Here is a 23,642-nt window from a genome sequence, read left to right as displayed (position 1 = left end):
CGGCGATATAGGCTGACGCTTGGGAAAAAGCAACTGGGCTTCGAGCGCTTCCGCCGAACCATTGATTTGCGTTGTTCATGCCTGCCGTTTGGGCTCGATCAGATCCCACAGATTGCCGTAGAGATCGGCGAACACCGCCACCGTGCCGTAGGGCTCGAAGCGCGGCGCTTCGCGAAAGTCGACGCCCTTCGCAAGCATCGCTTTGTGGTCGCGGGCAAAGTCATCGGTTTCGAGGAACAGGAAGACGCGGCCGCCGGTCTGGTTGCCGATGCTCTTCTCTTGCGCCGCGCCGTCAGCTTCGGCCAGAAGCAGCCTTGCGCCCTGACCGTTCGCCGGCGCCACCGTCACCCAGCGCTTGCCGCCGCCGAGATCGACATCTTCGGCAAGCAGAAAGCCGAGCCGTTCGACATACCAGGCAATCGCCTCATCATAGTTGGCGACGACCAGCGCGACGGTCGCGACCCGGCGATGTTCGGCGAAGCCGCTCACAATTGCCGCCCGCTCATTTGTTGCGGATGGCGAAGCGGCCGATGATACGGCGCTCGGCGATGTCGTAGACGAAGATGGTGCGGCTGCCGTCGCTGAGCTCGGCGTCGATCGAAATGCGATTGCCCGACAGAGCCTGGCTGATCACCTTGGCTCCGACCGGGAGCACTATGTCAGCCGCGAGCGGCTCGCCGGGCGGAACTGGAATGTCGTTGGCGAGCGGCGGGTTCGCGGGCGGCGCCTTGCGGGATTTGTAGACAATGGCCGCGATCACCACCATAAGGGCCAGCAAAAGCAGGCCGAGATTGATGGCCATGAAACGGATGAGCCTGCCGCGCACCTTTTCGATCTCGGGATCGAGCGGCTTTTCTTCTTCATCGGCAACGGGCCGGGCCATGGCAGAACTTCCGGAACTTTTTTCGATGAGCGCTCATAGCGAAGAGACCCCTGAATTGATAGAGGCTGGACAATTCATAGAGGCGGCGCCAACCGTGCTCGAAGCCGGCGCGGAAGCGGCCGGCCAGCGCCTCGACCAGTGGCTGGCGAGCGCCCTTGGTCCCGACATGTCGCGCAGCCGGGTGCAGATGCTGATCCGGCAAGGTGCCGTTTCGATCGACGGCAAGCCGGTCGACGAGACCAAGCGCAAGATGAGTGCCGGCGAGCGCGTATCGGTCGTCATGCCCGAGCCGGAACCGGCCGAACCGCAAGGCGAGGCCATCGTGCTCGACGTGCTTTATGAGGACGACGAGCTGATCGTCATCAACAAGCCGGCCGGCCTCGTCGTCCATCCCGGCGCCGGCAACTGGACCGGCACGTTGGTCAATGCCCTGATCCACCACTGCGGCGACAGTCTTTCAGGCATTGGCGGCGTCAGGCGGCCGGGCATCGTCCATCGGCTGGACAAGGAAACCAGCGGCGTCATGGTGGTGGCCAAGACCGACCGCGCCCACAAGGCGCTGTCGGAGGCCTTTGCCGACCACGGCCGCACCGGCGACCTCGAACGTGCTTATCTGGCGCTGGTCTGGGGAATCCCGTCGCGGCCGGCCGGAACGGTCGATGCGCCGCTTGGCCGTGCCGCCGACCGCGTGCGCCGCGCCGTCGTGCCGGAAGGCCGTGACGATGCCCGCCACGCCGTGACCCATTTCACCGTCAAGGAGCGTTTCGGCGAGGGCCAGCAGGCGTTCGCCACCGCCAGCCTGGTCGAATGCCGGCTGGAAACCGGCCGCACCCACCAGATCCGCGTCCACATGGCCCATATCGGCCATCCCGTCATCGGCGACCCCGATTACGGCCAGGCCTTCCGCACCAAGGCCAACCGGCTGCCCGAGCGGCTGAAGGGTCAGGTCAAGGCATTTTCCAGGCAAGCTTTGCATGCCTGGCTCCTTGCATTTCGGCACCCGGCTACCCATTTATCGATGAGGTTCGAGGCGCCGATACCGGGGGACATGGAGGAACTCGTCGGCGGCTTTCGCAAACTCTGAACCCGAGCAATTCCAGGAAAAGTGTGAAACGGTTTTCCGTCCGGAATTGCGTCTAAACAAGCCAGCTAAAACCTGAGCGGCATTGTTCACTTCAGCGTGACACACTGTTTCGTGTTGAACAAATGCCTGTCTTTTCTGGTTTTGTTCCTATATAAATCAGTTGCCGCGGGCGAGCCTTTTGGTGCTCGCGTCACATGCCCGCCGCGTTTCGGGGGCATCACTCCAATAGAGAGGGGGCGCAATCATGGCCCAGTCACTACCCAGTATTGTTTCCGGCGAAGGCGGCCTCAGCCGCTACCTGGAAGAAATCCGCCGCTTTCCCATGCTTCAGCCGCAGGAAGAGTACATGCTCGCCAAGCGCTACGCCGAGCATGAAGACACCAGCGCTGCGCACAAGCTCGTCACCAGCCACCTTCGGCTCGTTGCCAAGATCGCCATGGGCTATCGCGGCTACGGCCTGCCGATCGGCGAAGTGATCTCGGAAGGCAATGTCGGCCTGATGCAGGCCGTCAAGAAATTCGAACCCGAGCGTGGCTTCCGCCTCGCGACCTACGCCATGTGGTGGATCAAGGCCTCGATCCAGGAGTACATCCTGCGCTCGTGGAGCCTGGTCAAGATGGGCACGACCGCCAATCAGAAGCGCCTGTTCTTCAACCTGCGCAAGGTGAAGGGCAAGATCCAGGCGCTGGACGATGGCGACCTCAAGCCGGACCAGATCACCGAGATCGCCACCCGGCTGAACGTGTCGGAAGCCGAAGTCGTGTCGATGAACCGCCGCCTGTCGGGCGACGCGTCGCTGAACGCGCCGATCCGCGCCAGCGAAGGTGAATCCGGCGAATGGCAGGACTGGCTGGTCGATGACCACGAAAGCCAGGAAGACATGCTGATCGAACAGGACGAGCTGGAAAACCGCCGCGGCATGCTGTCGGGTGCTTTGGCCGTGCTCAACGATCGTGAGCGGCGCATCTTCGAGGCACGCCGCCTCGCCGAGGAGCCGCTGACGCTGGAAGAGCTGTCGTCCGAGTTCGACATCAGCCGCGAGCGCGTGCGCCAGATCGAGGTGCGCGCCTTCGAGAAGGTGCAGGACGCGGTCAAGGCCGCCGCCAAGCGCCAGATGCAGGCGCTGCGCACGATCGAGGCGCAGCCCGCGGCGTAAAGCCGGGTTCGGCTAAGGAACAGAAGGCGGCGTCGGGAAACCGGCGCCGCCTTTTTTGTTTTGTCGTCCGTCGGCGGTTAGCGAAAGTCGGGCAACAGCTGATCTCCCCCCTTGAGGGGGAGATTGGCAGCTTCGGCGACGGCGCCACCAGCATGAACCGATCTACAGCCCATCCAGCGGAAACTTGAGATACCTTCGGCCGTTGGCCTCCGGTTCCGGCAGCCGTCCACCATTCATGTTGACCTGCAGCGCATGCAGGATCAGCCGCGGCATCGGCAGTGTCTTGTCGCGCGCTTCGCGCAAGTCGACGAACTCGGCTTCGCTGCGCGCCGCAACGAGGTGGATATTCTTTGCCCTCTGCTCGGCGACCGTGCTCTCCCAGCACGGCTCGCGGCCGCCGGCCTGATAGTCGTGGCCGACGAACACGCGCGTATCGTCCGGCAGCGCCAGAATGCCCTCAATCGAATGCCACAGCCGCGCGGCACTGCCGCCGGGAAAGTCCGTCCTTGCCGAGCCGCTGTCGGGCATGAACAGCGTGTCGTGGACGAAGGCTGCGTCGCCGACGACATAGGTGATCGAGGCGAGCGTGTGGCCGGGCGAGAACAGCACCTTGACCGGCAGGTTGCCGATCATGAACGTTTCGCCTTCCCCAAACAGCCGGTCCCACTGCGAGCCGTCTGCGGGGAAATCCGGCCAGTTGTAGATCGCCTTCCACAGCGCCTGGACTTCGATGATCCTGTCGCCGATCGCCGTCGGCGCGCCGGTCTTTTCCCGGAGATAGTGCGCCGCCGAGAAATGATCGGCATGCGGATGGGTGTCCAGGATCCACTCGAGCTCCAGCCCGTTTTCGCGGATAAAATCCAGCAAGGCGTCGGCATTCTTCGTCGCCGTCGCGCCGGATTTTTCGTCGAAATCGAGGATCGGGTCGATGACGGCGCAGCGTCTCGTCACCGGGTCGGTGACGACATACTGGATGGCGCCGGTCGGCTTGTCGTAGAAGCCGGCGACCTCAGGTTTGGCCGAAGCGATGTCCAATATCCGGCTCCCCTGCCCCTTGCCCGACAGGAACCGTTTTCTCCGTCGGGGCTGAACAAGAGCATGGTCATCTGGCAAAGCGCGCCGGTCAAGCACGCCTTGCCACAAATAGGACTGAAGCCCGAATAGCTCCGACGGAGAAAACCTAGGCTGACGGCTGCTTGGTCTTCCTGAGATAGGGCAGGATCGTCTCGAAAGCGCCAAAACGCTTGACCGCATCTTCGTTCGAAACCGCGGCGGTGATGATCACATCCTCGCCCTGCTTCCAGTTGGCCGGCGTCGCCACCTGGTGCTTGGCGGTCAGCTGCATGGAATCGACCGCGCGCAGGATCTCGTCGAAGTTGCGGCCCGTCGTCATTGGGTAAGTCAGCACCAGCTTGATCTTCTTGTCCGGCCCGACGACATAGACCGAGCGCACCGTGGCGTTGTCGGCCGGCGTGCGGCCTTCCGACGTCTCGCCGGCGCCCGCCGGCAGCATGCCATAAAGCTTGGCCACCTTGAGGTCCTTGTCGCCGATCAGCGGGTAGTTCACCGTCTGGCCGGTCGCCGTCTTGATGTCGGCCTGCCACTTGTCGTGGCTCGCAACGGGATCGACGGAAATGCCGATGACCTTGACGTTGCGCTTCTTGAACTCGCCTTCGAGCCCCGCCATCGTGCCCAGCTCGGTGGTGCAGACCGGGGTGAAATTCTTCGGATGGCTGAACAGGATCGCCCAGCCGTCGCCGATCCAGTCATGAAACTTGATCGGCCCTTGCGTGGTCTCGGCGGTGAAGTCAGGCGCGATGTCGTTGATACGAAGGCTCATGGCATTATTCCCCAGCAACAGATTTCGTCAGGAGCGGCCGTGGACGGCGTCAACGCTCCGGCATTCCCGCATCTTAGCGCAAAAATCGCGGCTGCAGGACAATAGGAAACTATTATTGGCGACCGAACGAGCACTTTCGTTCTACGGACCGACGTTGGGCCGACAATCTTTCGTTTGTGCGGGGAAGACTCAGGCCTTGTTGACCGCCAGCGACGTGGCCAGGTCTTCCATGCGCTGGGCGAGCGCGCCGAGCGCGCTGGTCAGCACGGTGTCGTTCTTGTCGGCCTTGGTCAGCGCTTCGTCGCGCGTCTTGCGCAGTGTCTGCACTTCGGTCTCCATGCCCTTGACCCGCTTCTGCAGCTCCGAAAGCTCGTCCATCACCATGATGCCGGCCATCACCGTCAGCCGCTGGTCGCCGATCTCGCCGAACGAATCCTTCAGATGCGAGACATAACGGTCGAACCGCTCGGCGAGGTCGATCAGGTGCTCTTCCTGACCCTCGTCGCAAGCCATGCGATACTGCTTGCCGTCGATGGAAACCGTGACCTGTGCCATGGCCTGCAGCTCCTACCTGTCCAGCACCGCGCGGATGGTTTCCATGGCGGTCACCAAGCGGCGCGACACTTCCTTGTTGGCATCTTCCAGCCGTTCGGCGCGGGCTTCGGAATTGTCGAGTTCCTGCGCCAGCCGTGAACGGTCGGCGTTCATGCGCTGCACCTCAGCCTCGGCTTCGGAATAGTCGCGCTCGTGCTCGAGCTTGGCCGCGACGGCGTTTTCCAGCCCCTCGATGGCCTTGCCCAGCCTGTGGATGACTTCCTTGAGTGTGGTTTCGCCGGTCATGGCCTTCGTCCTGTGCCCTGCCCATCACCGAATCGCTTCGCGTTCAGAACGCGTTAACAAGGAAACATTAGGCACCGGGTGAAGGCAACGTCAACAAAGCTCTCGCGACTGTCCCCCGCTAACGCTAATGTAGGTCGCCCCATAAGGTCTCAAAGCCATCACAAGACCGGCAAATGTGCAGCCGATTTGTTGACTAAAAGCCCGTGGCTGCTATGTGTCGCGCACTCTTTCCTGGGCTCTGCCAAGCCCACAAATCCCCACCCCGGAGGTACCATGACGTCGCGTGAACAACATGACCGGATGGCCAATGCGATCCGTTTTCTCTCCATGGACGCCGTCGAGAAGTCCCAGTCCGGCCATCCCGGCCTGCCCATGGGCTGCGCCGACATCGCCACAGTGCTGTTCACCCGCTTTCTGAAATATGATCCGAAGAACCCCCATTGGCCGGACCGAGACCGCTTCATCCTGTCGGCCGGCCACGGTTCTATGCTGCTCTACTCGCTGCTGCATCTGACCGGTTACGAGGACATGACCCTCGACCAGATCAAGCATTTCCGCCAGCTGGGTTCCAAGACTGCCGGCCATCCCGAATACGGCCATGCCACCGGCATCGAGACGACGACCGGCCCGCTCGGCCAGGGTCTCGCCAATTCGGTCGGCTTCGCGCTCGGCGAGCGCATCATGAACGCCGGCTTCGGCAACGACCTCGTCGACCACTACACCTATGTGCTGGCCGGCGACGGCTGCCTGATGGAAGGTGTTTCCCAGGAAGCCATCGCGCTGGCCGGCCACCTCAAGCTCAACAAGCTGATCGTCTTCTGGGACAACAACAACATCTCGATCGACGGTCCGGTTTCGCTTGCAGACAACACCGACCAGGTCGCCCGCTTCCAGGCCTCGGGCTGGAATGCCAGCCACATTGACGGCACCGACCCCGAGGCGATCGCCTACGCCATCGAAGCCGCCCGCCATTCCGACAAGCCGACGATGATCGCCTGCAAGACGACCATCGGCTTCGGCGCCCCGACCAAGGCCGGCACCAACAAGGCGCACGGTTCGCCGCTCGGCGCCGACGAGATCGCAGGCGCGCGGAAATTCTTCAACTGGGACTCGCCGCCCTTCGAAATTCCGGCCGACATTCTCGACGCCTGGCGCACCGCCGGCAAGGCCGGCGCCAAGCCGCGCACCGACTGGGAAGGCCGGCTCGCCAAGGCCAAGCCCGAGCTGAAGGCCGAGTTCGAGCGCCGCCTCGCCGGCAAGCTGCCGTCGAATTTCGATGCCGTCATTGCCGACTACAGGAAGAAGCTGTCGGCCGACAAGCCGAAGGTCGCCACCCGCAAATCGTCGGAAATGGCGCTGGAAGTCATCAACGGCGCGGTGCCGGAAACCATCGGCGGCTCTGCCGACCTGACGGGCTCCAACAACACCAAGACCAGCCAGACCAAGAACATCACGCCGGACGATTACGGCCAGCGCTATGTCCACTACGGCATCCGCGAGCATGGCATGGCGGCCGCCCTCAACGGCCTGACGCTGCATGGCGGCCTCATCGCCTACGGTGGCACCTTCATGTGCTTCTCTGACTATGCCCGTCCGTCGATGCGGCTGGCGTCGCTGATGGGCATCCGCTCGATCTTCGTCATGACCCATGATTCGATCGGTTTGGGCGAAGACGGCCCGACCCACCAGCCGGTCGAGCACCTGGCGGCGCTCCGCGCCATCCCCAACCACAATGTCTTCCGTCCGGCCGACGCGGTGGAAACCGCCGAATGCTGGCAGATTGCCATTGAATCGGAAAAGACCCCGTCCACCCTGGCGCTGACCCGCCAGAACCTGCCGACGGTGCGCACCGAGCACTCGGCCAGGAACCTCTCGAGCCAGGGCGCCTATGAACTGGCCGCGGCGAGCGGCGAAGCGGCGGTGACGATCTTCGCGACCGGCTCCGAGGTCGAGATCGCGCTCGGCGCCCGTGATTTGCTTGAAAAGCATGGGCACCCGACCCGCGTCGTCTCGGTGCCTTGCTTCGAACTGTTCGACCAGCAGAGCGACGCCTACCGCAAGGAGACGATCGGCAACGCGCCGATCAAGATGGCGATCGAGGCCGGCATCCGCCAGGGCTGGGATCACCTGATCGGCTCCGACGGCATCTTCATCGGCATGACCGGCTTCGGCGCTTCCGGCACCATCGAGCAGCTCTACCCGCATTTCGGCATCACCGCCGAAGCCGCGGCCAAGGCGGCGGAAGCCCGCCTGCACGGCAAGTAAGATCAGGGTCAGTCCCGCGCACCTCCAAGGCGGATTCGCGGGGCTGGACCAACCTAATCGATTTAAATTCGGCCTTCTGCGGCTGGATTCTTGTGCCATCCGCCGCTATGAAGCTGCGGACCCATCTGCCGCCTCCAGCTCCCAGGGAGAGTAAAATGACCGTCAGAGTTGCCATCAACGGATTTGGCCGCATCGGCCGCAACATCCTGCGCGCCATCCATGAATCCGGCCGCAAGGACATCGACGTCGTCGCCGTCAACGACCTCGGCCCGGTCGAGACCAACGCGCATCTGCTGCGCTATGACAGCGTGCACGGCCGCTTCCCGCACGAAGTGTCGGTCTCGGGCGACCAGATCACCGTCGGCAAGGAGACCTTCAAGGTCACCGCGATCAAGGACCCGGCGCAGCTGCCGTGGAAGGAGCTCGGCATCGACATCGCGCTCGAATGCACCGGCATCTTCACCGCCCGCGACAAGGCTGCCGCGCATTTGACCGCCGGCGCCAAGCGCGTCGTCGTCTCCGCGCCTGCCGAAGGTGCTGACCTCACCGTCGTCTACGGCATCAACCACGACAAGCTGACCAAGGACCACATCGTCATTTCGAATGCGTCCTGCACCACCAACTGCCTGGCGCCGCTCGCCGCAGTGCTGCACGAGACCGTCGGCATCGAAAAGGGCATGATGACGACGATCCACTCCTACACCGGCGACCAGCCGACGCTGGACACCATGCACAAGGATCTCTACCGCGGCCGCGCGGCTGCCCTGTCGCAGATCCCGACCTCGACCGGTGCGGCCAAGGCGATCGGCCTGGTGCTGCCCGACCTCAAGGGCAAGCTCGACGGCATCTCGATCCGCGTGCCGACCCCCAACGTCTCGGTCGTCGACTTCAAGTTCATCGCCAAGCGCGCCACCACCGTGCAGGAGATAAACGAAGCGGTGATCGCCGCCTCCAACGGCAAGCTGAAGGGCATTCTCGGCGTCACCCATCATCCGAATGTGTCGATCGACTTCAACCACGATCCGCGCTCGTCGATCCTGGCGCTCGACCAGACCAAGGTCATGGACGGCAACTTCGTTTCGGTGCTGTCCTGGTACGACAATGAGTGGGGCTTCTCCAACCGCATGGCCGACACCTCGGTCGCCTTTGGCAAGACCATCGCCTGACCTGAAGGCATCGTCTCGCAGCTTCGAACGCCCGGCTGTGCCCGGGCGTTTTTCGTCAGCGCGCCGGGCAAGGCGCGCCGAGCCGCCAAACGCCGGAAAATCAGCGGCATAAGGCAAAAAGCCATCCTTGCGCCTTGCACCGGCCATGCCTTCGCCCCACTCTCCCGTGAATCGGTAGAAAGAGGAATTCGAGGGGCAAATCACGGATGGAGCATGCGATCTATCTCGTCACGCTGGTCGGCACAGCGCTAGTCGTCGCCGCAGCGTTCTCGAGCCTGATCGCCTTCCGCTTCGGCGCCCCTTTGCTGCTGCTCTTCCTCTGCATCGGCCTCGCCAGCGGCGTCGATGGTCTCGGCATCGAATTCGACAATGCGCGCGTGGCATATTTTGCCGGCTCGCTGGCGCTGGCGGTCATCCTGTTCGATTCCGGTTTCGGCACGCCGCTCAACGCGCTGCGCCAGGCGGCCGGACCGGCGGTGTCGCTGGCGACCTTCGGCGTAATCCTGACCACTGGCCTGTTCGGCGCCGCCGCCTATTACCTGCTCGACCTCAGCTGGCTGGAATCCTTCCTGCTCGGCGCCGCGGTCGCCTCGACCGATGCGGCGGCCGTCTTCTTCCTGCTACGCGCCGGCGAGATCAATCTGCGCGAACGCGTGCGCGCGACACTGGAAGTCGAATCCGGCACCAACGACCCGATCGCCATCTTCCTGACCATCACGCTGGTCGAGATCATCGCCGCCCACGCCAATCCCGAGACCCATGTGCTGGTCACCGACCTGATCCTCGGCTTCCTGCTCAATATGGGGCTCGGCGCCGTCGTCGGCGTGCTTGGCGGGCTCGGCATCGTGCGCCTCGTCGACCGGCTCAACCTCGACCATGGCTTGCTGCCGATCTTCGTGCTGACCCTGTCACTGATGGTGTTCGCCGCCGCCGGCGCCATTGGCGGCTCGGGCTTCCTGGCGGTCTATCTCGCCGGGCTGATTGCCGGCAACTCCGACATCCGCGCCGTCACCATCCTGAAGCGCTTCCAGGACGGCATGTCGTGGCTGGCACAGATCATCATGTTCCTGATCCTCGGCCTGTTCGCGACACCCTCGCAGTTTCCGGCGATCATGGTGCCGGCGGTGCTGCTCGGCCTGTTCCTGATGTTTGTCGCGCGCCCTGTCGCCGTCTGGCTCTGCCTGATCCCGTTCCGCCTGCCGCGTCCCGAGATCGCCTTCGTCTCCTGGGTCGGCTTGCGCGGCGCCGTGTCCATCCTGCTTGCCATCACCCCACTGCTCGGCGGACTGGAGAACGGCCGCACCATCTTCAACGTCGCCTTCATCATCGTGCTGGTATCGCTGGTGGTGCAGGGCTGGTCGGTCGGTCCGCTGGCGCGCCGGCTCGGCCTGATCGTGCCGGCGAGACTCGGGCCGCTCGACAAGGTCGAACTCGAACTGCCGGGCTCCGCCCACCACGAACTGCTCGCCTACCGCGTCGCGCCCGGCAGCCCGGTGGCGCGCGGCGAGCGCATCCCGCGCTGGGCACGGCCCTCGCTGGTGCTGCGCGACGGCCGCTCGATGCGTTTCCAGGACATGGGCCGGCTCGCGGCCGGCGACCAGGTCTACATCTTCGTGCCCGACCGCTATCCGCGCCTGCTTGACAAGCTGTTTGCCAGCCGCGCCGTAGTCGACCCCGAGGATGCCGACTTCTTCGGCGCCTTTGCCGTCGATCCCGCCCGCTCGGCCGCAGAGCTCGAGGCCGCATACACTCCGGGATTGAGCGAAGCCGAGCAGAAGCTCACCGTCGGCGCGCTGGTGACGGCGCGGCTCGGCGGCCATGCCGAATATGCCGACCGGGTGCTGATCGGCCCGATCGAATTGATCGTCCGCGACGTCGACGACAAGGGCAAGATCACCGGTCTCGGCCTCTCCTTCGAGCCGACCGCGCCGGTGGCGCGGGTTCCGGTGTTCCTGAGCGCCGGCGAGATCGGCGATCGGGTCTCCGCCTTCATCCGCAACTGGCACCAGCCGACCGAGACGCAGACTGCAGAGGCGATAGCCAATGAGAAGGCCCTTGAGCCGACGGCGGAAAAGATAACGACCGAAGGGTGACAAGCGATCGGTTCACGCTGACGTCCCGCATCATCACGACAGCCTTCGCCTTGATCTCAAAATTTAGCTCGCACCCCGGCTCAAGCCTTGCATCGTCATCGATGCGAGGTATGGTCCCGGCGATTTTTCACGGAAAGGTATCAGCATGGCCGCCTTCAAGACACTCGACGATATCGGCAATATCAGCGGCAAGCGCGTGCTGGTGCGCGTCGACCTCAACGTGCCCGTCGCCGACGGCAAGGTCACCGACGCCACCCGCATCGAACGCATCGCGCCGACCATCGCCGAACTGTCCGGTAAGGGCGCCAAGGTCATCCTGCTCGCGCATTTCGGCCGCCCGAAGGATGGTCCCTCGCCCGAATTCTCGCTGGAGCCGATCGCCAAGGCTGCCGCGGAGGTGCTTGGCCGCCCCGTCGGCTTTGCCGGCGACTGCGTCGGCGACACGGCGGGCAGTGCGGTCGCCGCCATGAACAAGGGCGATGTGCTGCTGCTGGAAAACACCCGCTTCCACAAGACCGAGGAGAAGAACGACCCGGCCTTCACAGAGCGGCTCGCCGCCAATGGCGATATCTTCGTCAACGACGCCTTTTCCGCCGCCCACCGGGCGCACTCCTCGACCGAAGGCCTGGCGCGGCTGTTGCCGTCCTATGCCGGCCGCACCATGCAGGCCGAGCTCGAGGCGCTGGAGAAGGGGCTCGGCAATCCGGTCCGCCCTGTCGTCGCCATTGTCGGTGGCGCCAAGGTGTCGACCAAGATCGACCTGTTGATGAACCTGGTGAAGAAGGTCGACGCGCTGGTCATCGGCGGCGGCATGGCCAACACTTTTCTCGCCGCGCGTGGCACCGCTGTCGGCAAGTCGCTGTGCGAGCATGACCTTGCCGCGACCGCCAAGCAGATCATGATCGAGGCCGCCGAGGCAGGCTGCGCCATCATCCTGCCTGTCGACGGTGTCGTCGCCAAGGAATTCAAGGCGGGTGCGGCCAGCGAGACCGTTGCCATTTCGGATGTCCCGGCTGACGGCATGATCCTCGATGTCGGCGAAAAGACCGTGAAGACGATCGGTGAATGGATCGACCGCGCCGCGACGCTGGTCTGGAACGGCCCGCTCGGCGCCTTCGAGATCGAGCCTTTCGACCACGCCACGGTGGCGGCGGCCAGGCACGCGGCGGCCCGCACCAGGGCCGGCAAGCTGGTCTCGGTCGCCGGTGGCGGCGATACGGTGGCCGCCCTCAACCATGCCGGCGTCGCCGACGACTTCACCTATGTCTCGACCGCCGGCGGCGCTTTCCTCGAATGGATGGAAGGCAAGCCGCTGCCCGGCGTCGACGTGCTGAAGAAACAAGCCTGACCGGATCGGGGGCGCAAAAACGGACGCCAGGAACTTTCAATTCGATTCGAGCTTTCCGATCCCATTCCTTTGGCGGTAGACTTCCGTTACGCGCGGAACGTACCCCCTTAGGAGAAGAAAAATGAGCGAACGTCTCGAAGACATTGCCGCCGCGATGGTGGCCGGCGGCAAGGGCCTGCTGGCCGCCGATGAGAGCTCCGGCACCATCAAGAAGCGCTTCGACGTTATCAGCGTCGAATCGACCGCCGATAGCCGCCGCGACTACCGCGAGATGATGTTCCGCGCCAAGGACGCGATGACGAAGTACATCTCCGGCGTCATTCTCTACGACGAGACCATCCGTCAGAAGGCTGCCGACGGCACGCCTCTGGTCGACATCATCAAGGCGGCGGGCGCCATCCCCGGCATCAAGGTCGACGCCGGCGCCAAGCCGCTGGCCGGCTTTCCCGGCGATACCGTTACCGAAGGCCTCGACGGCTTGCGCGAGCGGCTCGCGGATTATTACAAGCTCGGCGCCCGCTTTGCCAAATGGCGCGCGGTGATCGACATCGACAGCGGCAAGGGCGTGCCCTCGGCCAATTCGATTGCCTCCAATGCCCATGCGCTGGCCCGCTATGCCGCACTTTGCCAGGAGGCCGGCATCGTGCCGATCGTCGAACCGGAAGTGCTGATGGACGGCGCGCACGACATTGACACCTGCTACGACATCTCGAAGGCAACGCTGATCAAGCTCTATGACGAGCTGCATGCGGCGCGCGTTGTGCTGGAAGGCACCATCCTGAAGCCGAACATGGTGCTGCCCGGCAGGAAATCAGGCAAGGTGAGCAGCCCCGAAGAGGTCGCGGAAAAGACCATAAAACTGTTTCGCGAAACCGTACCGGCAGCGGTGCCGGGCATCGCCTTCCTTTCGGGCGGGCAGTCGGACGAGGAGGCTACCGCCAACCTCAACGCCATCAACGCCATCGGGCCGCATCCGTGGAAGCTGACCTTCTCCTATGGCCGCGCCTTGCAGGCCGCCCCGCAAAAGGCCTGGAGCGGCAAGGCATCGAACGTCGCCGCCGGCCAGGCCGCCTTCACCCATCGTGCCCACATGAACCATCTGGCGGCGCTGGGACAATGGAAGGCGAGCCTCGAACAGGCCGCCTGAGCGCAGTCCTCCCGTTGTCATACAACCCGGGCCGATGCGCCCGGGTTTGTTTATGCAAAGCCCGGCTTGGACGGAGTTCGTCCATCCTTATCTCCTTTTCGGCAAAAGCTGACGGCGATGTCGGTTTCTGCCCACCCCAAACGTCCTTGGGTGAACAGACAGGGAGAACTTCATGACTCGCAGCAAGGTGGTTTCGCGTGAAGACTGGTTTGAGGCGCACAAGGCGCATCTGGCGCGCGAGAAGGAATTGACACGGTTGCGTGAGCGCATCGCCGCCGAGCGACGTGAACTGCCCTGGATGAAAATCCGCAAGGACTATGTCTTAGAGACCGAGCAGGGTCCGAAGAACCTGGCCGGACTGTTCGGCGCCAACAGCCAACTGATCGTCTACCACTTCATGATGACGCCAGGATCGAACCACCGCTGCGAAGGCTGCTCCTTCCTTGCCGACCATATAGACGGCGCCGATCAGCATCTGAGGCACCACGACGTGTCGCTGGTGGTGGTTGCGCGCGCGCCGCTGGCGGAACTGCTGCCTTACAAGCAGCGTATGGGCTGGAAATTCGACTGGGTGTCGTCCCACGCCTCGGATTTCAACTTCGACATGCAGGTCTCCTTCACCGACAAGCAGATCGCGGCCGGCGACACCACCTACAATTTCGAGACGCGTCCGCGCACGTCAAAGGACCTTCCCGGCACCAGTGTTTTCTACAAGGACGAGAACGGCGACATATTCCTTACCTTTATGTCGCGCGCCCGCGGCGGCGAGGCCCAGATCGGCACTTACGACTATCTCGACATGACACCGAAGGGCCGCGGCGAAAATGGCCCTTATCATAGCCTGATGGACTGGGTGCGGCTGCATGACGAATATCAGGACAAGCAGGCGGACAAGCCGAACTGCTGCGACTAGAAGCGCGTTCACCTGCGCCCAAACATGCGCTAAGGCTGCCGTTAACCTCTAACGGTATTGCCATGCGCTTCCCGGCCCTTCTTACCTGGCTCGCCTACCCCGTCTATGTCTGGCAGGGCCTCGGCGTGCGCCGCCGCACCACCCGCATGCTGCCGGCACAAGGGCCGGTCATGCACGAAATATCGGGCAAGGCGCCGGCCATCTCGCTGCTGGTGCTGGGCGATTCCTCGGCCGCTTCCGTCGGCATCGGCAATTCCGAGAACGGGCTTGCCGCGCAGCTTGCCGTCATGATCGCGCAACGAACCGGCCTTGCCGTGCGCTGGCGCGCCGCTGGCTTCAACTCGGCAACGTCGGGCCAGATCCGCGACCATGTGCTGCCCAATCTGTCGGCCGATCCGTGGACGCATATCGTGCTCGCCATCGGCACCAACGACACCAAGAATTTCCACTCGGTACCGCGCTTCAAGAAGGAGTTCGGTGGCCTGCTCTACGCCTCGCGTGCCAAATGGCCGGAGGCGCGCGTGGTGTGGTCGCCGGTGCTGGAGTTCACCCGCGCGCCGGCCATGCCGCCGCTGCTCGGCAAGATTCTCGAAATCCGCGCTACCGCAATGAACCGCATGGGCGAGCGCCTCTGTTTCGAGCGCGGCGCCGTGCCGGCGCCACGGCTGCCGATCACCAACCTGGAGGCCGGCTTTGCCTCCGATGGCTTTCATGCCTCGGAAGCCGGTTACCGCGCCTGGGCCGAACATCTGGTCGGATGGGTGCTCGCCGATTGACCTGAGGGGGCACAAGCTCGGACTGGTGGGCTTCAGAGAACTGACATGAGTATTTCCAAATACTGTTGATCGCAGCCTGCTTCCAATGGATCTGAGCCAGAATATCATCCAGCAGCAATGGATGAGCTACGGCCTGGATTCCGAAACCGGCAACGACACCTGCACGCTGACCGGCAACCGCGCCGAATCGAGCAAGCATGTCATTCCGGCCGGCCCGGCCAACGCCACGCCTTTTATTGCGGCGAACCTGCCGGAATTCATGACAACGCGCGGTGGCGATTACTTCTTCGTGCCCAGCCTCAACGCCATCCGGATGATTGCCATGGGAACGGTGGACCCGACCTGACCCTCAAGGCTATGTCCAGTGCCCCAGCGCACCCGCCAGCGCGATGGCCGCCATGGCGATCAGGCCCAGCTTCCAGAAATCGCCGCGCCGCTTCAGGCCCGGCCAGCCGAGCGGCTTGATCAGCTGAATGGCCATCATGCCGATGATGACGAGCGCGAGGAGTTTCGACATGCCCGCCTTTGAGCAGCATCGCGACAGGCTGTCAAAGCGGTTCTTGCATGGTCTCGGTCGACTTGGCCATTCCTGACAAAAGGCTCGTTTCCGAACCGACCGCCAAGCACCTCGCAGCTTTCTTCAACGACCTGACATGCTCCTGACAGACTGCTGTCAGGAGGGGTATGCAATAGTGTCTCCATCAGAGAAGAGGAGATGGTCATGAACAGCTTTGGTATTTTGAACAGCGTACAGCACTATGTCGGCAAGATCCGCACGATGCGCAATGAAGTTCGTACCCAGCGCTTCCTGAACTCCTTGCCCGCGGACATCCGCAAGGACATTGGCTGGCCGGATATGTATGAGGGTCACAGCCGCATTCGCGAGATCTGAGGCGTTTTACATGACAATGCTTGGATGCGAACCCCGCAACGCCCGGATCATTGACATGGCCCCCCGGGCGGCGACCCCTCGGGCTGGCGCAAAGACTTTTGGCGCCTGCTACGGACAATGCTGAAGGCTCCTGACAGAATGCTGTCAGGAGCACCATGCCATAAACGTGTCAGGAGACATGAATGGTGAAAAGCTGGAACGACAGGCTGAACACGCCGGGCGTCAACGGCGTGAAGCCGACGCCACGCACAATGGGCGACGTCGTCGAGGGCCAGCCGATGCTGGTGCCGACGGCCCGTCAGGTCGATGATTTCATCCGCACGATCCCCAACGGCCTCGAGATGGATGTACGCGCCTTGCGCACCGCGCTCGCCATCGAGCATGGGGCGCAAGTGACATGTCCGGTCACCATCGGCTATCATCTGCGAACCGTCGCCGAAGCCGCCAATGAGGATCTCGAACGCGGCATGACGCTGAACGATATCACGCCGTACTGGCGTGTGCTCGACGTGAACACGCCGACAACGAAGAAGTTGTCCTTCGGCGCGGAATTCGTCGCCGTGCAGCGCAAGCGCGAAGGACTTAAACCATAATGCGTGTCGCCCAAAAGTGCGCAGCGGTTTTTGGGAGAACGACAAGCATAAAACAGGACATGGATGTCACCCGGAACCGGTTTTGGGACCATGACATTCATAGACAAGCAGCCGAGGGACCATACGATGCGACGTGCCGACAGGCTCTTTCAGATCGTGCAGCACCTGCGTGGCGGCCGGCTGGTCACCGCCCAGAAGCTCGGCACATGGCTCGAGGTTTCCGAGCGGACCATCTACCGCGATATCGCCGATTTGCAGTCGACCGGAGTGCCGATCGACGGCGAGGCCGGCGTCGGCTACATGATGAGGGAGGGTTTCGACCTTCCGCCGCTGATGTTCACGCGTGACGAAATCGTCGCGCTGGTCGCCGGCGCCCGCATGGTGCGGGCCTTTGGCGGCGCGGCCATGGCGCGTGCGGCCGACGAGGCGCTGGTCAAGATCGGCGCCGTCCTGCCCGACGCCGAGAAGGACCGCATCGCCCGCACCGAGATCCACACGCCGATGTGGGTGGTGAGCGACGCCGCGCGTGAGGCGATCGACGTGATCGAGCGCGCTGTCGAGAAGCGACAGGTGCTGACCATCGACTACCGCGACGAGGCCGGCCGCGGCACCGGGCGCGACATCCGTCCGCTCGGTCTGTGGTTCTGGGGCAAGGTTTGGACGCTGGTTGCCTGGTGCGAGATGCGCGACGATTTCCGCGCCTTCCGCATCGACCGCATCGCCTCGGTGGTCATCGCCGGCCGCATCTTCAAGCCTGAGCGCGGCAAGCAGCTTGCCGACTTCTACCGCGCCGTCGAACGCTCGGAGGACTATGGCATGACGCCGGACCGGGCGGCGCGCAGCTGAGACTTCGATAATCAATGAAAAAGCCCGCTCGAAGCGGGCTTTTTTGATGAACTGTCGCAAACCTTACTCGTCGTCCACATCTTCCTTCTTGGACTTGAGCGCCGAGAGCTTGGCGAACACGGCGTTTGCGTCGAGCTCGGCATCCTCGTCCTTCGGCTTCTCCGGCGCCGGCACCAGGCGCTCGGTCACGGCAGCCGGCAGCAGCGTGTCGCCGACAGGCTGCGCCTGCTCGCGGCCGCGCGAGGCGCGGTTGACTTCCATGTCGAGGTCGATCTGCGAAGCGAGACCCAGCGTCACCGGGTCCATCGGCTGCAGATTGGCCGAATTCCAGTGCTTGCGCTCGCGGATCTGTTCGATCGTCGACTTGGTCGTGCCGACCAGGCGCGAAATCTGCGCGTCCTTCAATTCCGGATGGTTGCGGACCAGCCACAGGATGGCGTTGGGCCGGTCCTGGCGCTTCGACAGCGGTGTGTAGCGGGGACCCTTGCGCTTGGATTCCGGCACCCGCACCTTGGGGTCGGACAGTTTCAGGCGCTGGTTCGGATCCTTCTCGGCGCGCGCGATCTCGTCGCGGGTCAGCTGTCCGGTCATGATCGGATCCATGCCCTTGATGCCCTGCGCCGATTCGCCGTCGGCGATCGCCTTGACCTCGAGCGGATGCAACCCGCAGAACTGCGCGATCTGCTCGAAGGAAAGCGCGGTGTTGTCGACCAGCCAGACGGCGGTCGCCTTGGGCATCAGCAGCGTATTGGCCATTTCAAAAATCCTTCTCGTTCGCCCGCGTTCCCGCGCGGGCGGTGGTTTAGAGCCACCAAAATGGGAAATTCGCGGCCTGTATAACCGCTCCGCTGCCGTTTCGCAATGTTTTTGGCGCAGGGCGCAGCCGTCGGACACCGGACAGCGGGGGAGGCCAAGAGGACCTCGGCTCCGGCGATCATTGATGCCGAGTTGTACAGGGGGTCCAAAACGACAAAACCCGCCGGACAGGGTCCAGCGGGCTCGGAACCGGCGACGGGATACCGTCTGCGGCGGCTCTTGCTTCTGCCGCGTGGTCAGGCCTCATCGGCCGACCAGGCTTCGAATTAGATGGCCTTGCGGGCAATCCTCTCGATGTCGCCGCGGCTGATGCCGAGGTCGCTGAGCTGACGGGCGTTGAGCTTGTTCAGCTCGCGCACGGTTTCGTTGTACATACGCCAGTTACGGAAAGCGCGGATCGGGTTCATGGTTGTCCTCCAGTTGTTGGATCAAATCGTTTCGATGACGCTTAGATAGGCAGTGCTGCCCACGAATTGAACAGACGTCTTTGCATAGCCGCAATGCAAATGCTGCATTGCAGCATTAAGCTTCTGTTCATCTTGCCGACAGGCTGAGCGCGGAGCATGGCGCGAGGTTCAGGTCAGGCCGAGCAGAGAATGGCGGCTCCCGAGAACCGGAGCGGAGCGTACTTCAGTACGAAGCACCGGCCTACGCCGGCCGTAGCCTTAACTGCCGCAACCCCTCATGAGGGCTTCGGCCGGCGGAAGGCCGGAAGCGCAGGGAGCCGCCATTCGCAGGCCGGCCTCACCTGAATCTCGCCCCATCTAGCCGACGTCGAGAACGATCTTGCCTATATGCTCGCCCTCTTCCATGCGCTCATGCGCCCGCCAGGCGTCGGTCAGCGGGAAGATCATGTCCATCACCGGCGCTACCTTCCGGGTGCCGAGCAGCGGCCACACCTGTGCTTCCAGTGCGGCGGCGAGCGCCGCCTTGAACTCGACCGTGCGAGGCCGCAGCGTCGAGCCGGTGTGGGTCAGCCGCTTGACCATGATTTTCGAGAAATCGGCGCTCGCCACCGCGCCGGCCTGGACGGCGATCTGGACGATCCTGCCCTCGACCGCGGCGGCCTCGTAGTTGCGCGCGATATAGTCGCCGCCGACCATGTCGAGAATGACGTCGGCCCCCTTGCCGCCAGTCGCATCCTTGACCGCCGCGACGAAATCCTCCTCGCGGTAGTTGATCGCCCGGTCGGCGCCGAGCTTCAGGCAGGCGTCGCATTTTTCCTTGCTGCCGGCGGTGGTGACGACATACGCGCCGAAGGCCGACGCCAGCTGGATCGCCGTGGTGCCGATGCCCGATGAGCCGCCATGGACCAGCAGCGTCTCACCCTTTTTCAAGCCGCCGCGCTCGAACACATTGTGCCAGACGGTGAAATAGTTTTCCGGAACCGCGGCCGCCTCCGTGTGGGTGAAGCCGGCGGGCAGCGGCAGCACGCTGCCGGCATGAACCTTGACATATTCGGCATAACCGCCCCCCGGCGTCAGCGCGCAGACCCGGTCGCCGATGCGCCAGCGCGATATCTCGTCGCCAAGGGCGGCCACTTCGCCCGATGCCTCGAGACCGGGCAGGTCGGAGGCGCCGGGCGGCGCCGGATAGGCGCCCTTGCGCTGCTGCACGTCGGGGCGGTTGACGCCGGCCGCACGCACCCGGATCAGGATTTCGCCGGGACCAGGCACCGGCACGTCGCGCGTTTCCGGTTTCAGCACCCGCGGCCCGCCCGGTTGCGAGATTGCGATGGCCGTCATCGTGGCTGGAATTTTATGTCCGCTCGCCATGAAATTTCCCGTCTCGGTCCGCCGGTCTGTCGCCGGCTGCCAGCTTCTTGCCGGCTGTTTGCATCTGCGCCCCTGCCCTATGTATGCTGATTGCCGGATCAGGCAAATGGCCAAATCAGCCCAAAACTGAATAGGGAGGAGCGACGATGGCGATCTTCGACGACGAACCCAAAAAGAAAGCCCGCCCGCATGAGATCGGACAGGATCTGTCGCTGCTTTCGGTCGGTGACCTTACCGAACGGATCAGCATCCTGCGCGAGGAGATTGCCCGGCTCGAAGCCGAGCTCCAGACCAAGGGCAGCACCAAATCGGCGGCCGAAGCCCTGTTTCGCCGCGGCTAGTTTTCGCGTTAGTTTCGGCGTTGAGCATCCGCCGCCGAAAAGCCCGAATGCGCCTGTCTTCAGACCCCGCCACCGAATCTCCAGACGGATCAAACAATGTTTGCAAGCTACAGGCCGATCCTCTCGCTGCTTCGCGGCACCGCTTTCCTGCTCGCGGCTTCGGGATTGCACGGCCTGTTGTTGCCGTTGCGCGGCCAGCTCGAAGGGTTTTCGACCGCATCGCTCGGCCTGATGGGCACGGCCTGGGCCGGTGGCTTCGTCACCGGCTGCTTCTTCGCACCGCGCCTGGTGCGCCGCGCCGGCCACGTCCGGGCGTTCGGCGCCTTTGCCGCTTCGGGCGCCATCGTGGCGTTGCTTACCGGCCTGATCATCGACGAATATGTCTGGATCCTGCTGCGCGCCTTCACCGGCTTCACCATGGCCGGAGCCTTCATGGTCATCGAAAGCTGGCTGAACGAGAAGGCCACAAACGAGAACCGCGGCACCGTCTTCGGCCTCTACATGATGGTCACCTATGCCTCGATCATGGGCGGCCAGATGATCGTTGCCGGCGGCGACGTCAGATCGGCATCGCTGTTCATGATCACCGGCATATTGTTCTGCCTGTCGCTGATCCCGACCGCGGTGTCGTCGGCTTCGTCTCCCAAGCCTTTGCAGGACGTCAAGCTCGACGTCAAAGGTCTCTACGCCAACTCGCCGGTGTCGGCGATCGCCTGCCTGTTGGTCGGCATCGCCAATGGCGCCTGGGGCACGCTTGGCGCCGTCTACGGCGCCCGTATCGGCATCTCCACCGCCCAGATCGCACTGATGATGAGCCTTGTCGTTATTGCCGGCGCGGCCATGCAGCTTCCGGCCGGACGCCTCTCCGACAAGACCGACCGCCGTTTCGTGCTGGCGGGCGCGGCTTTCGGCGCCGCACTGTTCGCCATCCTGATCTTCCTGTTCGAACCGCGTTCCGCCGTCCTCGTCATTGTCTTCGCCGCTGCCTACGGCGCCTTTGCCTACACGCTCTATTCGATCGCCGTGGCGCATGCCAACGACCACGCCCGATCGGAGGATTTCGTCAAGGTCTCGGGCGGCCTGCTGCTTCTGTATGGCTTCGGAACCATGATCGGGCCCTTGCTGGCTGCCGCCCTGATGGGCTGGCTCCGCCCCGAAGGCCTGTTCCTGGCCACCGCGCTGGCGCATCTCAGCCTCGCCGCCTACACGTTGCTGCGCATCAGCCGCCGCGCGCCGGTGCCGATCGAAGACCGCGATGCCTTCAAGACCCAGCCGGCCGATCGCTCGGTCACCCCTGAAGCACTGCGGCTCAGAAAAGCGGAAGCCGACGGTTGAGATTTGAAAAGCTTTGCCCCACAAGTATAGGCATGATCTTTTCTGACGCCTTCATGGCGATTGCCGACCCCAACCGGCGCTATCTTCTGGAAGAGCTCCGGCGTGGCCCGAAAACCGTCAACGAGCTGGCTTCGGGCCTTCCAGTCTCCCGCCCGGCCGTGTCCCAGCACTTGAAAGTGTTGCTGGACGCCGGTCTGGTTCAGGCCAGGGCCGAGGGCACGAGGCGCGTCTATACAGTCAGCAGTGCCGGCTTCCTCAAGCTCAATATTTGGCTTGATCAGTTCTGGGAAGCATAGGCCGAGATTCCAGCTCGCCTCCCTGGCTTTCAAGTGTCCGTTGCCAGCGCCTTGCCCAGCGCATCGAGCAGGAATCGGGTACCATGCTCGCGCGATGACGGTGTGTCGTGCCCATCGAGAAACGCGCCCTGCTCGGTGAGCACCAGACGCGTGCCCGTGCCTTCCGGGCGAAGCTCAATTGTCGCCAGCGAAACCGAGATTCTGACATCACCGAACAGCATGTCGTAGCTGTAGACGATGCGCTGGTTGGGCACGATGTCCTGATAGGTGGCGGTATAGGTGTGGATCGGCCCGTTCTTCGGCCCGCCGGCATTGACCTCCTGGCCGCCGACGCAAAAATCCATTTCGTGCCTGTGGGTCATCGGGTTGTCGGGGTCGGCGAACCAGCGCCGCTTGGCGGCCGGATCGCTGAGCGCGAAATAGACTTTCGCCGGCGCAACTGGATAGAGGCGCTCGAGGACGAAGGTGGAGTGGACGACGGATCGTTCGGCCATGGTCGGGTCCTCTTGGTCAGCTTGATGGTTTCTGCGCGACGAAGACGCCGTCGCGATAGGACGCGCCGAAATAGACTTCGACGGCGCGCAACCTGTCGCCATGGAACAGATGCAGTTCGGTGTTGCGGAAGGTCTTTCCGTCCGCCGTCTCGCAGCGATAGAGGACAAAGGCGGCGTCCTCGTCCTCGCATATCCGCTCGATGACGATCGAGCTGAAGGCCGGGCTGTCCGGCCAGCAGCGCTCGAAATAGGTCGCACGGTCGATGGCGTCGTCATAGGGGCTGGTGAAGGTGAAATCGTTGGCGAGCACCGCCGCGACGGCAGGCTTGTTATTCGCCTGGTAGGCGGAAAAATAGCCGCGGATCAACTCCGCTCTGCTTTTGCCGGGCATGGTCATTTCTCCTCTGCTTCAGGTCATTCGGTCTCGGCGAGAAAATCGCCGAGCCGGTCGAGCCGACGCTCCCATGTCAGCCGCCGTTCGTTGATCCAGTGTTCTGCGCTGCGCAGCGCCTGCGGCGCGATCTGGCAGGTGCGCACACGGCCGAGCTTTTCCGAGCGCACCAGCCCGCTTGCTTCGAGCACGTTGAGATGCTGGACGACGGCCGACAGCGACATCGCCAGCGGTTCGGCCAACTGGCTGACCGAGGCCGGCCCACGCGACAGCCGTTCGACCATGCTGCGCCTGGCCGGGTCTGCGAGCGCCTGGAACATCAGGTCGAACTGGGCGGGATCGTGCAGCATCG

The 23,642-nt window shown here is 63.6% G+C and carries 29 protein-coding genes; 16 read left to right on the top strand and 13 right to left on the bottom strand.

The genetic code is table 11. The features are described 5' to 3' along the window. Window positions 1-75 precede the first annotated feature (75 nt). Together X771_RS138880 and X771_RS138885 are read right to left on the bottom strand one after the other, a co-directional pair. Window positions 76-489, bottom strand: coding sequence for a VOC family protein (locus tag X771_RS138880; protein WP_023690094.1), 414 nt, complete (start codon window positions 487-489; stop codon window positions 76-78). Between the two features lie 13 nt (window positions 490-502). Further along, on the bottom strand, window positions 503-883 hold the full coding sequence (locus X771_RS138885) for a hypothetical protein (RefSeq protein WP_023690093.1): 381 nt from the start codon (window positions 881-883) through the stop codon (window positions 503-505). Between the two features lie 25 nt (window positions 884-908). Between X771_RS138885 and X771_RS138890 the strand changes: the two genes are divergently transcribed. Together X771_RS138890 and rpoH are read left to right on the top strand one after the other, a co-directional pair. Then, entirely contained in the window at window positions 909-1,967 is a 1,059-nt protein-coding gene (locus X771_RS138890) for an RluA family pseudouridine synthase (RefSeq protein WP_023690092.1), read from the top strand. A 244-nt stretch (window positions 1,968-2,211) separates the two neighbouring features. Then, complete coding sequence (gene rpoH, locus X771_RS138895) at window positions 2,212-3,123, top strand: RNA polymerase sigma factor RpoH (protein WP_023670124.1); 912 nt, start codon at window positions 2,212-2,214, stop codon at window positions 3,121-3,123. A gap of 162 nt (window positions 3,124-3,285) precedes the next feature. Here the strand turns inward: rpoH and X771_RS138900 are convergent, their stop codons facing one another. The 4 genes from X771_RS138900 to X771_RS138915 all read right to left on the bottom strand — a co-directional run bounded on the left by X771_RS138900 (window position 3,286) and on the right by X771_RS138915 (window position 5,803). Further along, on the bottom strand, window positions 3,286-4,158 hold the full coding sequence (locus tag X771_RS138900; RefSeq protein WP_023690091.1) for an MBL fold metallo-hydrolase: 873 nt from the start codon (window positions 4,156-4,158) through the stop codon (window positions 3,286-3,288). Window positions 4,159-4,303: 145 nt separating this feature from the next. Further along, complete coding sequence (locus tag X771_RS138905; protein ID WP_023683982.1) at window positions 4,304-4,963, bottom strand: peroxiredoxin; 660 nt, start codon at window positions 4,961-4,963, stop codon at window positions 4,304-4,306. A gap of 189 nt (window positions 4,964-5,152) precedes the next feature. Next, complete coding sequence (locus X771_RS138910) at window positions 5,153-5,518, bottom strand: cell division protein ZapA (protein WP_023670127.1); 366 nt, start codon at window positions 5,516-5,518, stop codon at window positions 5,153-5,155. 12 nt (window positions 5,519-5,530) lie between these two features. Then, window positions 5,531-5,803 carry a DUF4164 domain-containing protein gene (locus X771_RS138915; protein ID WP_023670128.1) on the bottom strand — a complete coding sequence of 91 codons (273 nt, stop codon included), beginning with the start codon at window positions 5,801-5,803 and terminating at the stop codon, window positions 5,531-5,533. A gap of 273 nt (window positions 5,804-6,076) precedes the next feature. On the opposite strand from X771_RS138915, the gene tkt reads away from it, so the two are divergent. The 8 genes from tkt (at window position 6,077) to X771_RS138955 (ending at window position 15,857) form a co-directional block, all read left to right on the top strand. Beyond that, entirely contained in the window at window positions 6,077-8,068 is a 1,992-nt protein-coding gene (gene tkt, locus X771_RS138920; RefSeq protein WP_023690090.1) for a transketolase, read from the top strand. 155 nt (window positions 8,069-8,223) lie between these two features. After that, entirely contained in the window at window positions 8,224-9,234 is a 1,011-nt protein-coding gene (gene gap, locus X771_RS138925) for a type I glyceraldehyde-3-phosphate dehydrogenase (RefSeq protein ID WP_023683984.1), read from the top strand. Window positions 9,235-9,440: 206 nt separating this feature from the next. Further along, complete coding sequence (locus tag X771_RS138930) at window positions 9,441-11,327, top strand: potassium/proton antiporter (RefSeq protein ID WP_023690089.1); 1,887 nt, start codon at window positions 9,441-9,443, stop codon at window positions 11,325-11,327. Window positions 11,328-11,472: 145 nt separating this feature from the next. After that, the gene (locus tag X771_RS138935; RefSeq protein WP_023670132.1) at window positions 11,473-12,675 is read left to right on the top strand and encodes a phosphoglycerate kinase; all 1,203 of its coding nucleotides are present in this window, start codon (window positions 11,473-11,475) and stop codon (window positions 12,673-12,675) included. Window positions 12,676-12,796: 121 nt separating this feature from the next. Then, the gene (locus tag X771_RS138940) at window positions 12,797-13,822 is read left to right on the top strand and encodes a class I fructose-bisphosphate aldolase (protein ID WP_023690088.1); all 1,026 of its coding nucleotides are present in this window, start codon (window positions 12,797-12,799) and stop codon (window positions 13,820-13,822) included. A 172-nt stretch (window positions 13,823-13,994) separates the two neighbouring features. Further along, a complete protein-coding gene (locus tag X771_RS138945) occupies window positions 13,995-14,735 on the top strand; it encodes a thioredoxin family protein (RefSeq protein ID WP_023690087.1) in 741 nt (246 codons plus the stop codon). Between the two features lie 62 nt (window positions 14,736-14,797). Next, complete coding sequence (locus tag X771_RS138950; protein ID WP_023690086.1) at window positions 14,798-15,511, top strand: SGNH/GDSL hydrolase family protein; 714 nt, start codon at window positions 14,798-14,800, stop codon at window positions 15,509-15,511. Between the two features lie 85 nt (window positions 15,512-15,596). After that, on the top strand, window positions 15,597-15,857 hold the full coding sequence (locus X771_RS138955) for a hypothetical protein (RefSeq protein WP_023690085.1): 261 nt from the start codon (window positions 15,597-15,599) through the stop codon (window positions 15,855-15,857). 9 nt (window positions 15,858-15,866) lie between these two features. Here X771_RS138955 and X771_RS1000000167440 read toward each other — a convergent pair whose 3' ends face one another. Continuing rightward, window positions 15,867-16,028 (bottom strand): hypothetical protein, encoded by a 162-nt coding sequence (locus X771_RS1000000167440; protein ID WP_023690084.1) that lies wholly within the window; start codon window positions 16,026-16,028, stop codon window positions 15,867-15,869. Between the two features lie 204 nt (window positions 16,029-16,232). Between X771_RS1000000167440 and X771_RS1000000167435 the strand changes: the two genes are divergently transcribed. The 3 genes from X771_RS1000000167435 to X771_RS138965 all read left to right on the top strand — a co-directional run bounded on the left by X771_RS1000000167435 (window position 16,233) and on the right by X771_RS138965 (window position 17,842). Then, complete coding sequence (locus X771_RS1000000167435; RefSeq protein WP_023670139.1) at window positions 16,233-16,403, top strand: hypothetical protein; 171 nt, start codon at window positions 16,233-16,235, stop codon at window positions 16,401-16,403. A gap of 182 nt (window positions 16,404-16,585) precedes the next feature. Further along, a complete protein-coding gene (locus X771_RS138960; RefSeq protein ID WP_031199867.1) occupies window positions 16,586-16,996 on the top strand; it encodes a hypothetical protein in 411 nt (136 codons plus the stop codon). Between the two features lie 126 nt (window positions 16,997-17,122). Continuing rightward, complete coding sequence (locus X771_RS138965; RefSeq protein ID WP_023683994.1) at window positions 17,123-17,842, top strand: YafY family protein; 720 nt, start codon at window positions 17,123-17,125, stop codon at window positions 17,840-17,842. Window positions 17,843-17,905: 63 nt separating this feature from the next. Here X771_RS138965 and X771_RS138970 read toward each other — a convergent pair whose 3' ends face one another. From X771_RS138970 to X771_RS138975, 3 genes are all read right to left on the bottom strand, one after another. Next, window positions 17,906-18,598, bottom strand: coding sequence for a DUF1013 domain-containing protein (locus X771_RS138970; RefSeq protein WP_023690082.1), 693 nt, complete (start codon window positions 18,596-18,598; stop codon window positions 17,906-17,908). Between the two features lie 326 nt (window positions 18,599-18,924). Continuing rightward, window positions 18,925-19,065, bottom strand: coding sequence for a DUF1127 domain-containing protein (locus X771_RS1000000167430; protein WP_023670143.1), 141 nt, complete (start codon window positions 19,063-19,065; stop codon window positions 18,925-18,927). A gap of 357 nt (window positions 19,066-19,422) precedes the next feature. Beyond that, the gene (locus tag X771_RS138975) at window positions 19,423-20,433 is read right to left on the bottom strand and encodes an NAD(P)H-quinone oxidoreductase (protein ID WP_032887144.1); all 1,011 of its coding nucleotides are present in this window, start codon (window positions 20,431-20,433) and stop codon (window positions 19,423-19,425) included. A gap of 146 nt (window positions 20,434-20,579) precedes the next feature. On the opposite strand from X771_RS138975, the gene X771_RS138980 reads away from it, so the two are divergent. From X771_RS138980 to X771_RS138990, 3 genes are all read left to right on the top strand, one after another. Further along, window positions 20,580-20,774, top strand: a complete 195-nt coding sequence (locus X771_RS138980; protein WP_023670145.1) for a DUF1192 domain-containing protein — start codon at window positions 20,580-20,582, stop codon at window positions 20,772-20,774. Window positions 20,775-20,870: 96 nt separating this feature from the next. Continuing rightward, window positions 20,871-22,109: an MFS transporter gene (locus X771_RS138985; RefSeq protein ID WP_023683997.1), complete on the top strand. Its 1,239-nt coding sequence runs from the start codon at window positions 20,871-20,873 to the stop codon at window positions 22,107-22,109. Between the two features lie 32 nt (window positions 22,110-22,141). Continuing rightward, a complete protein-coding gene (locus tag X771_RS138990; protein ID WP_023690079.1) occupies window positions 22,142-22,405 on the top strand; it encodes a metalloregulator ArsR/SmtB family transcription factor in 264 nt (87 codons plus the stop codon). 29 nt (window positions 22,406-22,434) lie between these two features. Here the strand turns inward: X771_RS138990 and X771_RS138995 are convergent, their stop codons facing one another. The 3 genes from X771_RS138995 to X771_RS0135050 are packed head-to-tail and all read right to left on the bottom strand — an operon-like array spanning window position 22,435 to window position 23,640. Beyond that, complete coding sequence (locus tag X771_RS138995; protein ID WP_023690078.1) at window positions 22,435-22,899, bottom strand: SRPBCC family protein; 465 nt, start codon at window positions 22,897-22,899, stop codon at window positions 22,435-22,437. A 16-nt stretch (window positions 22,900-22,915) separates the two neighbouring features. Next, a complete protein-coding gene (locus X771_RS139000; protein ID WP_032904808.1) occupies window positions 22,916-23,290 on the bottom strand; it encodes a nuclear transport factor 2 family protein in 375 nt (124 codons plus the stop codon). A gap of 23 nt (window positions 23,291-23,313) precedes the next feature. Then, a complete protein-coding gene (locus X771_RS0135050; RefSeq protein WP_031197100.1) occupies window positions 23,314-23,640 on the bottom strand; it encodes a metalloregulator ArsR/SmtB family transcription factor in 327 nt (108 codons plus the stop codon). Window positions 23,641-23,642: the final 2 nt, after the last annotated feature.

Origin of the sequence: Mesorhizobium sp. LSJC269B00, from assembly GCF_000502815.1 — a bacterium.
In the GTDB taxonomy this organism is placed as follows: domain Bacteria; phylum Pseudomonadota; class Alphaproteobacteria; order Rhizobiales; family Rhizobiaceae; genus Mesorhizobium.
Note: the sequence above shows the minus strand (reverse complement) of the source record. Positions and strands in the feature narration are given on the sequence as shown.

Coding starts and splice junctions, on each gene's coding strand:
- X771_RS138885 (WP_023690093.1), bottom strand. CDS start 883: ATGGCCCGGCCCGTTGCCGATGAAGAAGAAAAGCCGCTCGATCCCGAG.
- X771_RS138890 (WP_023690092.1), top strand. CDS start 909: ATGAGCGCTCATAGCGAAGAGACCCCTGAATTGATAGAGGCTGGACAA.
- rpoH (WP_023670124.1), top strand. CDS start 2,212: ATGGCCCAGTCACTACCCAGTATTGTTTCCGGCGAAGGCGGCCTCAGC.
- X771_RS138905 (WP_023683982.1), bottom strand. CDS start 4,963: ATGAGCCTTCGTATCAACGACATCGCGCCTGACTTCACCGCCGAGACC.
- X771_RS138910 (WP_023670127.1), bottom strand. CDS start 5,518: ATGGCACAGGTCACGGTTTCCATCGACGGCAAGCAGTATCGCATGGCT.
- X771_RS138915 (WP_023670128.1), bottom strand. CDS start 5,803: ATGACCGGCGAAACCACACTCAAGGAAGTCATCCACAGGCTGGGCAAG.
- tkt (WP_023690090.1), top strand. CDS start 6,077: ATGACGTCGCGTGAACAACATGACCGGATGGCCAATGCGATCCGTTTT.
- gap (WP_023683984.1), top strand. CDS start 8,224: ATGACCGTCAGAGTTGCCATCAACGGATTTGGCCGCATCGGCCGCAAC.
- X771_RS138930 (WP_023690089.1), top strand. CDS start 9,441: ATGGAGCATGCGATCTATCTCGTCACGCTGGTCGGCACAGCGCTAGTC.
- X771_RS138935 (WP_023670132.1), top strand. CDS start 11,473: ATGGCCGCCTTCAAGACACTCGACGATATCGGCAATATCAGCGGCAAG.
- X771_RS138940 (WP_023690088.1), top strand. CDS start 12,797: ATGAGCGAACGTCTCGAAGACATTGCCGCCGCGATGGTGGCCGGCGGC.
- X771_RS138945 (WP_023690087.1), top strand. CDS start 13,995: ATGACTCGCAGCAAGGTGGTTTCGCGTGAAGACTGGTTTGAGGCGCAC.
- X771_RS138950 (WP_023690086.1), top strand. CDS start 14,798: ATGCGCTTCCCGGCCCTTCTTACCTGGCTCGCCTACCCCGTCTATGTC.
- X771_RS138955 (WP_023690085.1), top strand. CDS start 15,597: ATGGATCTGAGCCAGAATATCATCCAGCAGCAATGGATGAGCTACGGC.
- X771_RS1000000167440 (WP_023690084.1), bottom strand. CDS start 16,028: ATGTCGAAACTCCTCGCGCTCGTCATCATCGGCATGATGGCCATTCAG.
- X771_RS1000000167435 (WP_023670139.1), top strand. CDS start 16,233: ATGAACAGCTTTGGTATTTTGAACAGCGTACAGCACTATGTCGGCAAG.
- X771_RS138960 (WP_031199867.1), top strand. CDS start 16,586: ATGGTGAAAAGCTGGAACGACAGGCTGAACACGCCGGGCGTCAACGGC.
- X771_RS138965 (WP_023683994.1), top strand. CDS start 17,123: ATGCGACGTGCCGACAGGCTCTTTCAGATCGTGCAGCACCTGCGTGGC.
- X771_RS138970 (WP_023690082.1), bottom strand. CDS start 18,598: ATGGCCAATACGCTGCTGATGCCCAAGGCGACCGCCGTCTGGCTGGTC.
- X771_RS1000000167430 (WP_023670143.1), bottom strand. CDS start 19,065: ATGAACCCGATCCGCGCTTTCCGTAACTGGCGTATGTACAACGAAACC.
- X771_RS138975 (WP_032887144.1), bottom strand. CDS start 20,433: ATGGCGAGCGGACATAAAATTCCAGCCACGATGACGGCCATCGCAATC.
- X771_RS138980 (WP_023670145.1), top strand. CDS start 20,580: ATGGCGATCTTCGACGACGAACCCAAAAAGAAAGCCCGCCCGCATGAG.
- X771_RS138985 (WP_023683997.1), top strand. CDS start 20,871: ATGTTTGCAAGCTACAGGCCGATCCTCTCGCTGCTTCGCGGCACCGCT.
- X771_RS138990 (WP_023690079.1), top strand. CDS start 22,142: ATGATCTTTTCTGACGCCTTCATGGCGATTGCCGACCCCAACCGGCGC.
- X771_RS138995 (WP_023690078.1), bottom strand. CDS start 22,899: ATGGCCGAACGATCCGTCGTCCACTCCACCTTCGTCCTCGAGCGCCTC.
- X771_RS139000 (WP_032904808.1), bottom strand. CDS start 23,290: ATGCCCGGCAAAAGCAGAGCGGAGTTGATCCGCGGCTATTTTTCCGCC.
- X771_RS0135050 (WP_031197100.1), bottom strand. CDS start 23,640: ATGCTGCACGATCCCGCCCAGTTCGACCTGATGTTCCAGGCGCTCGCA.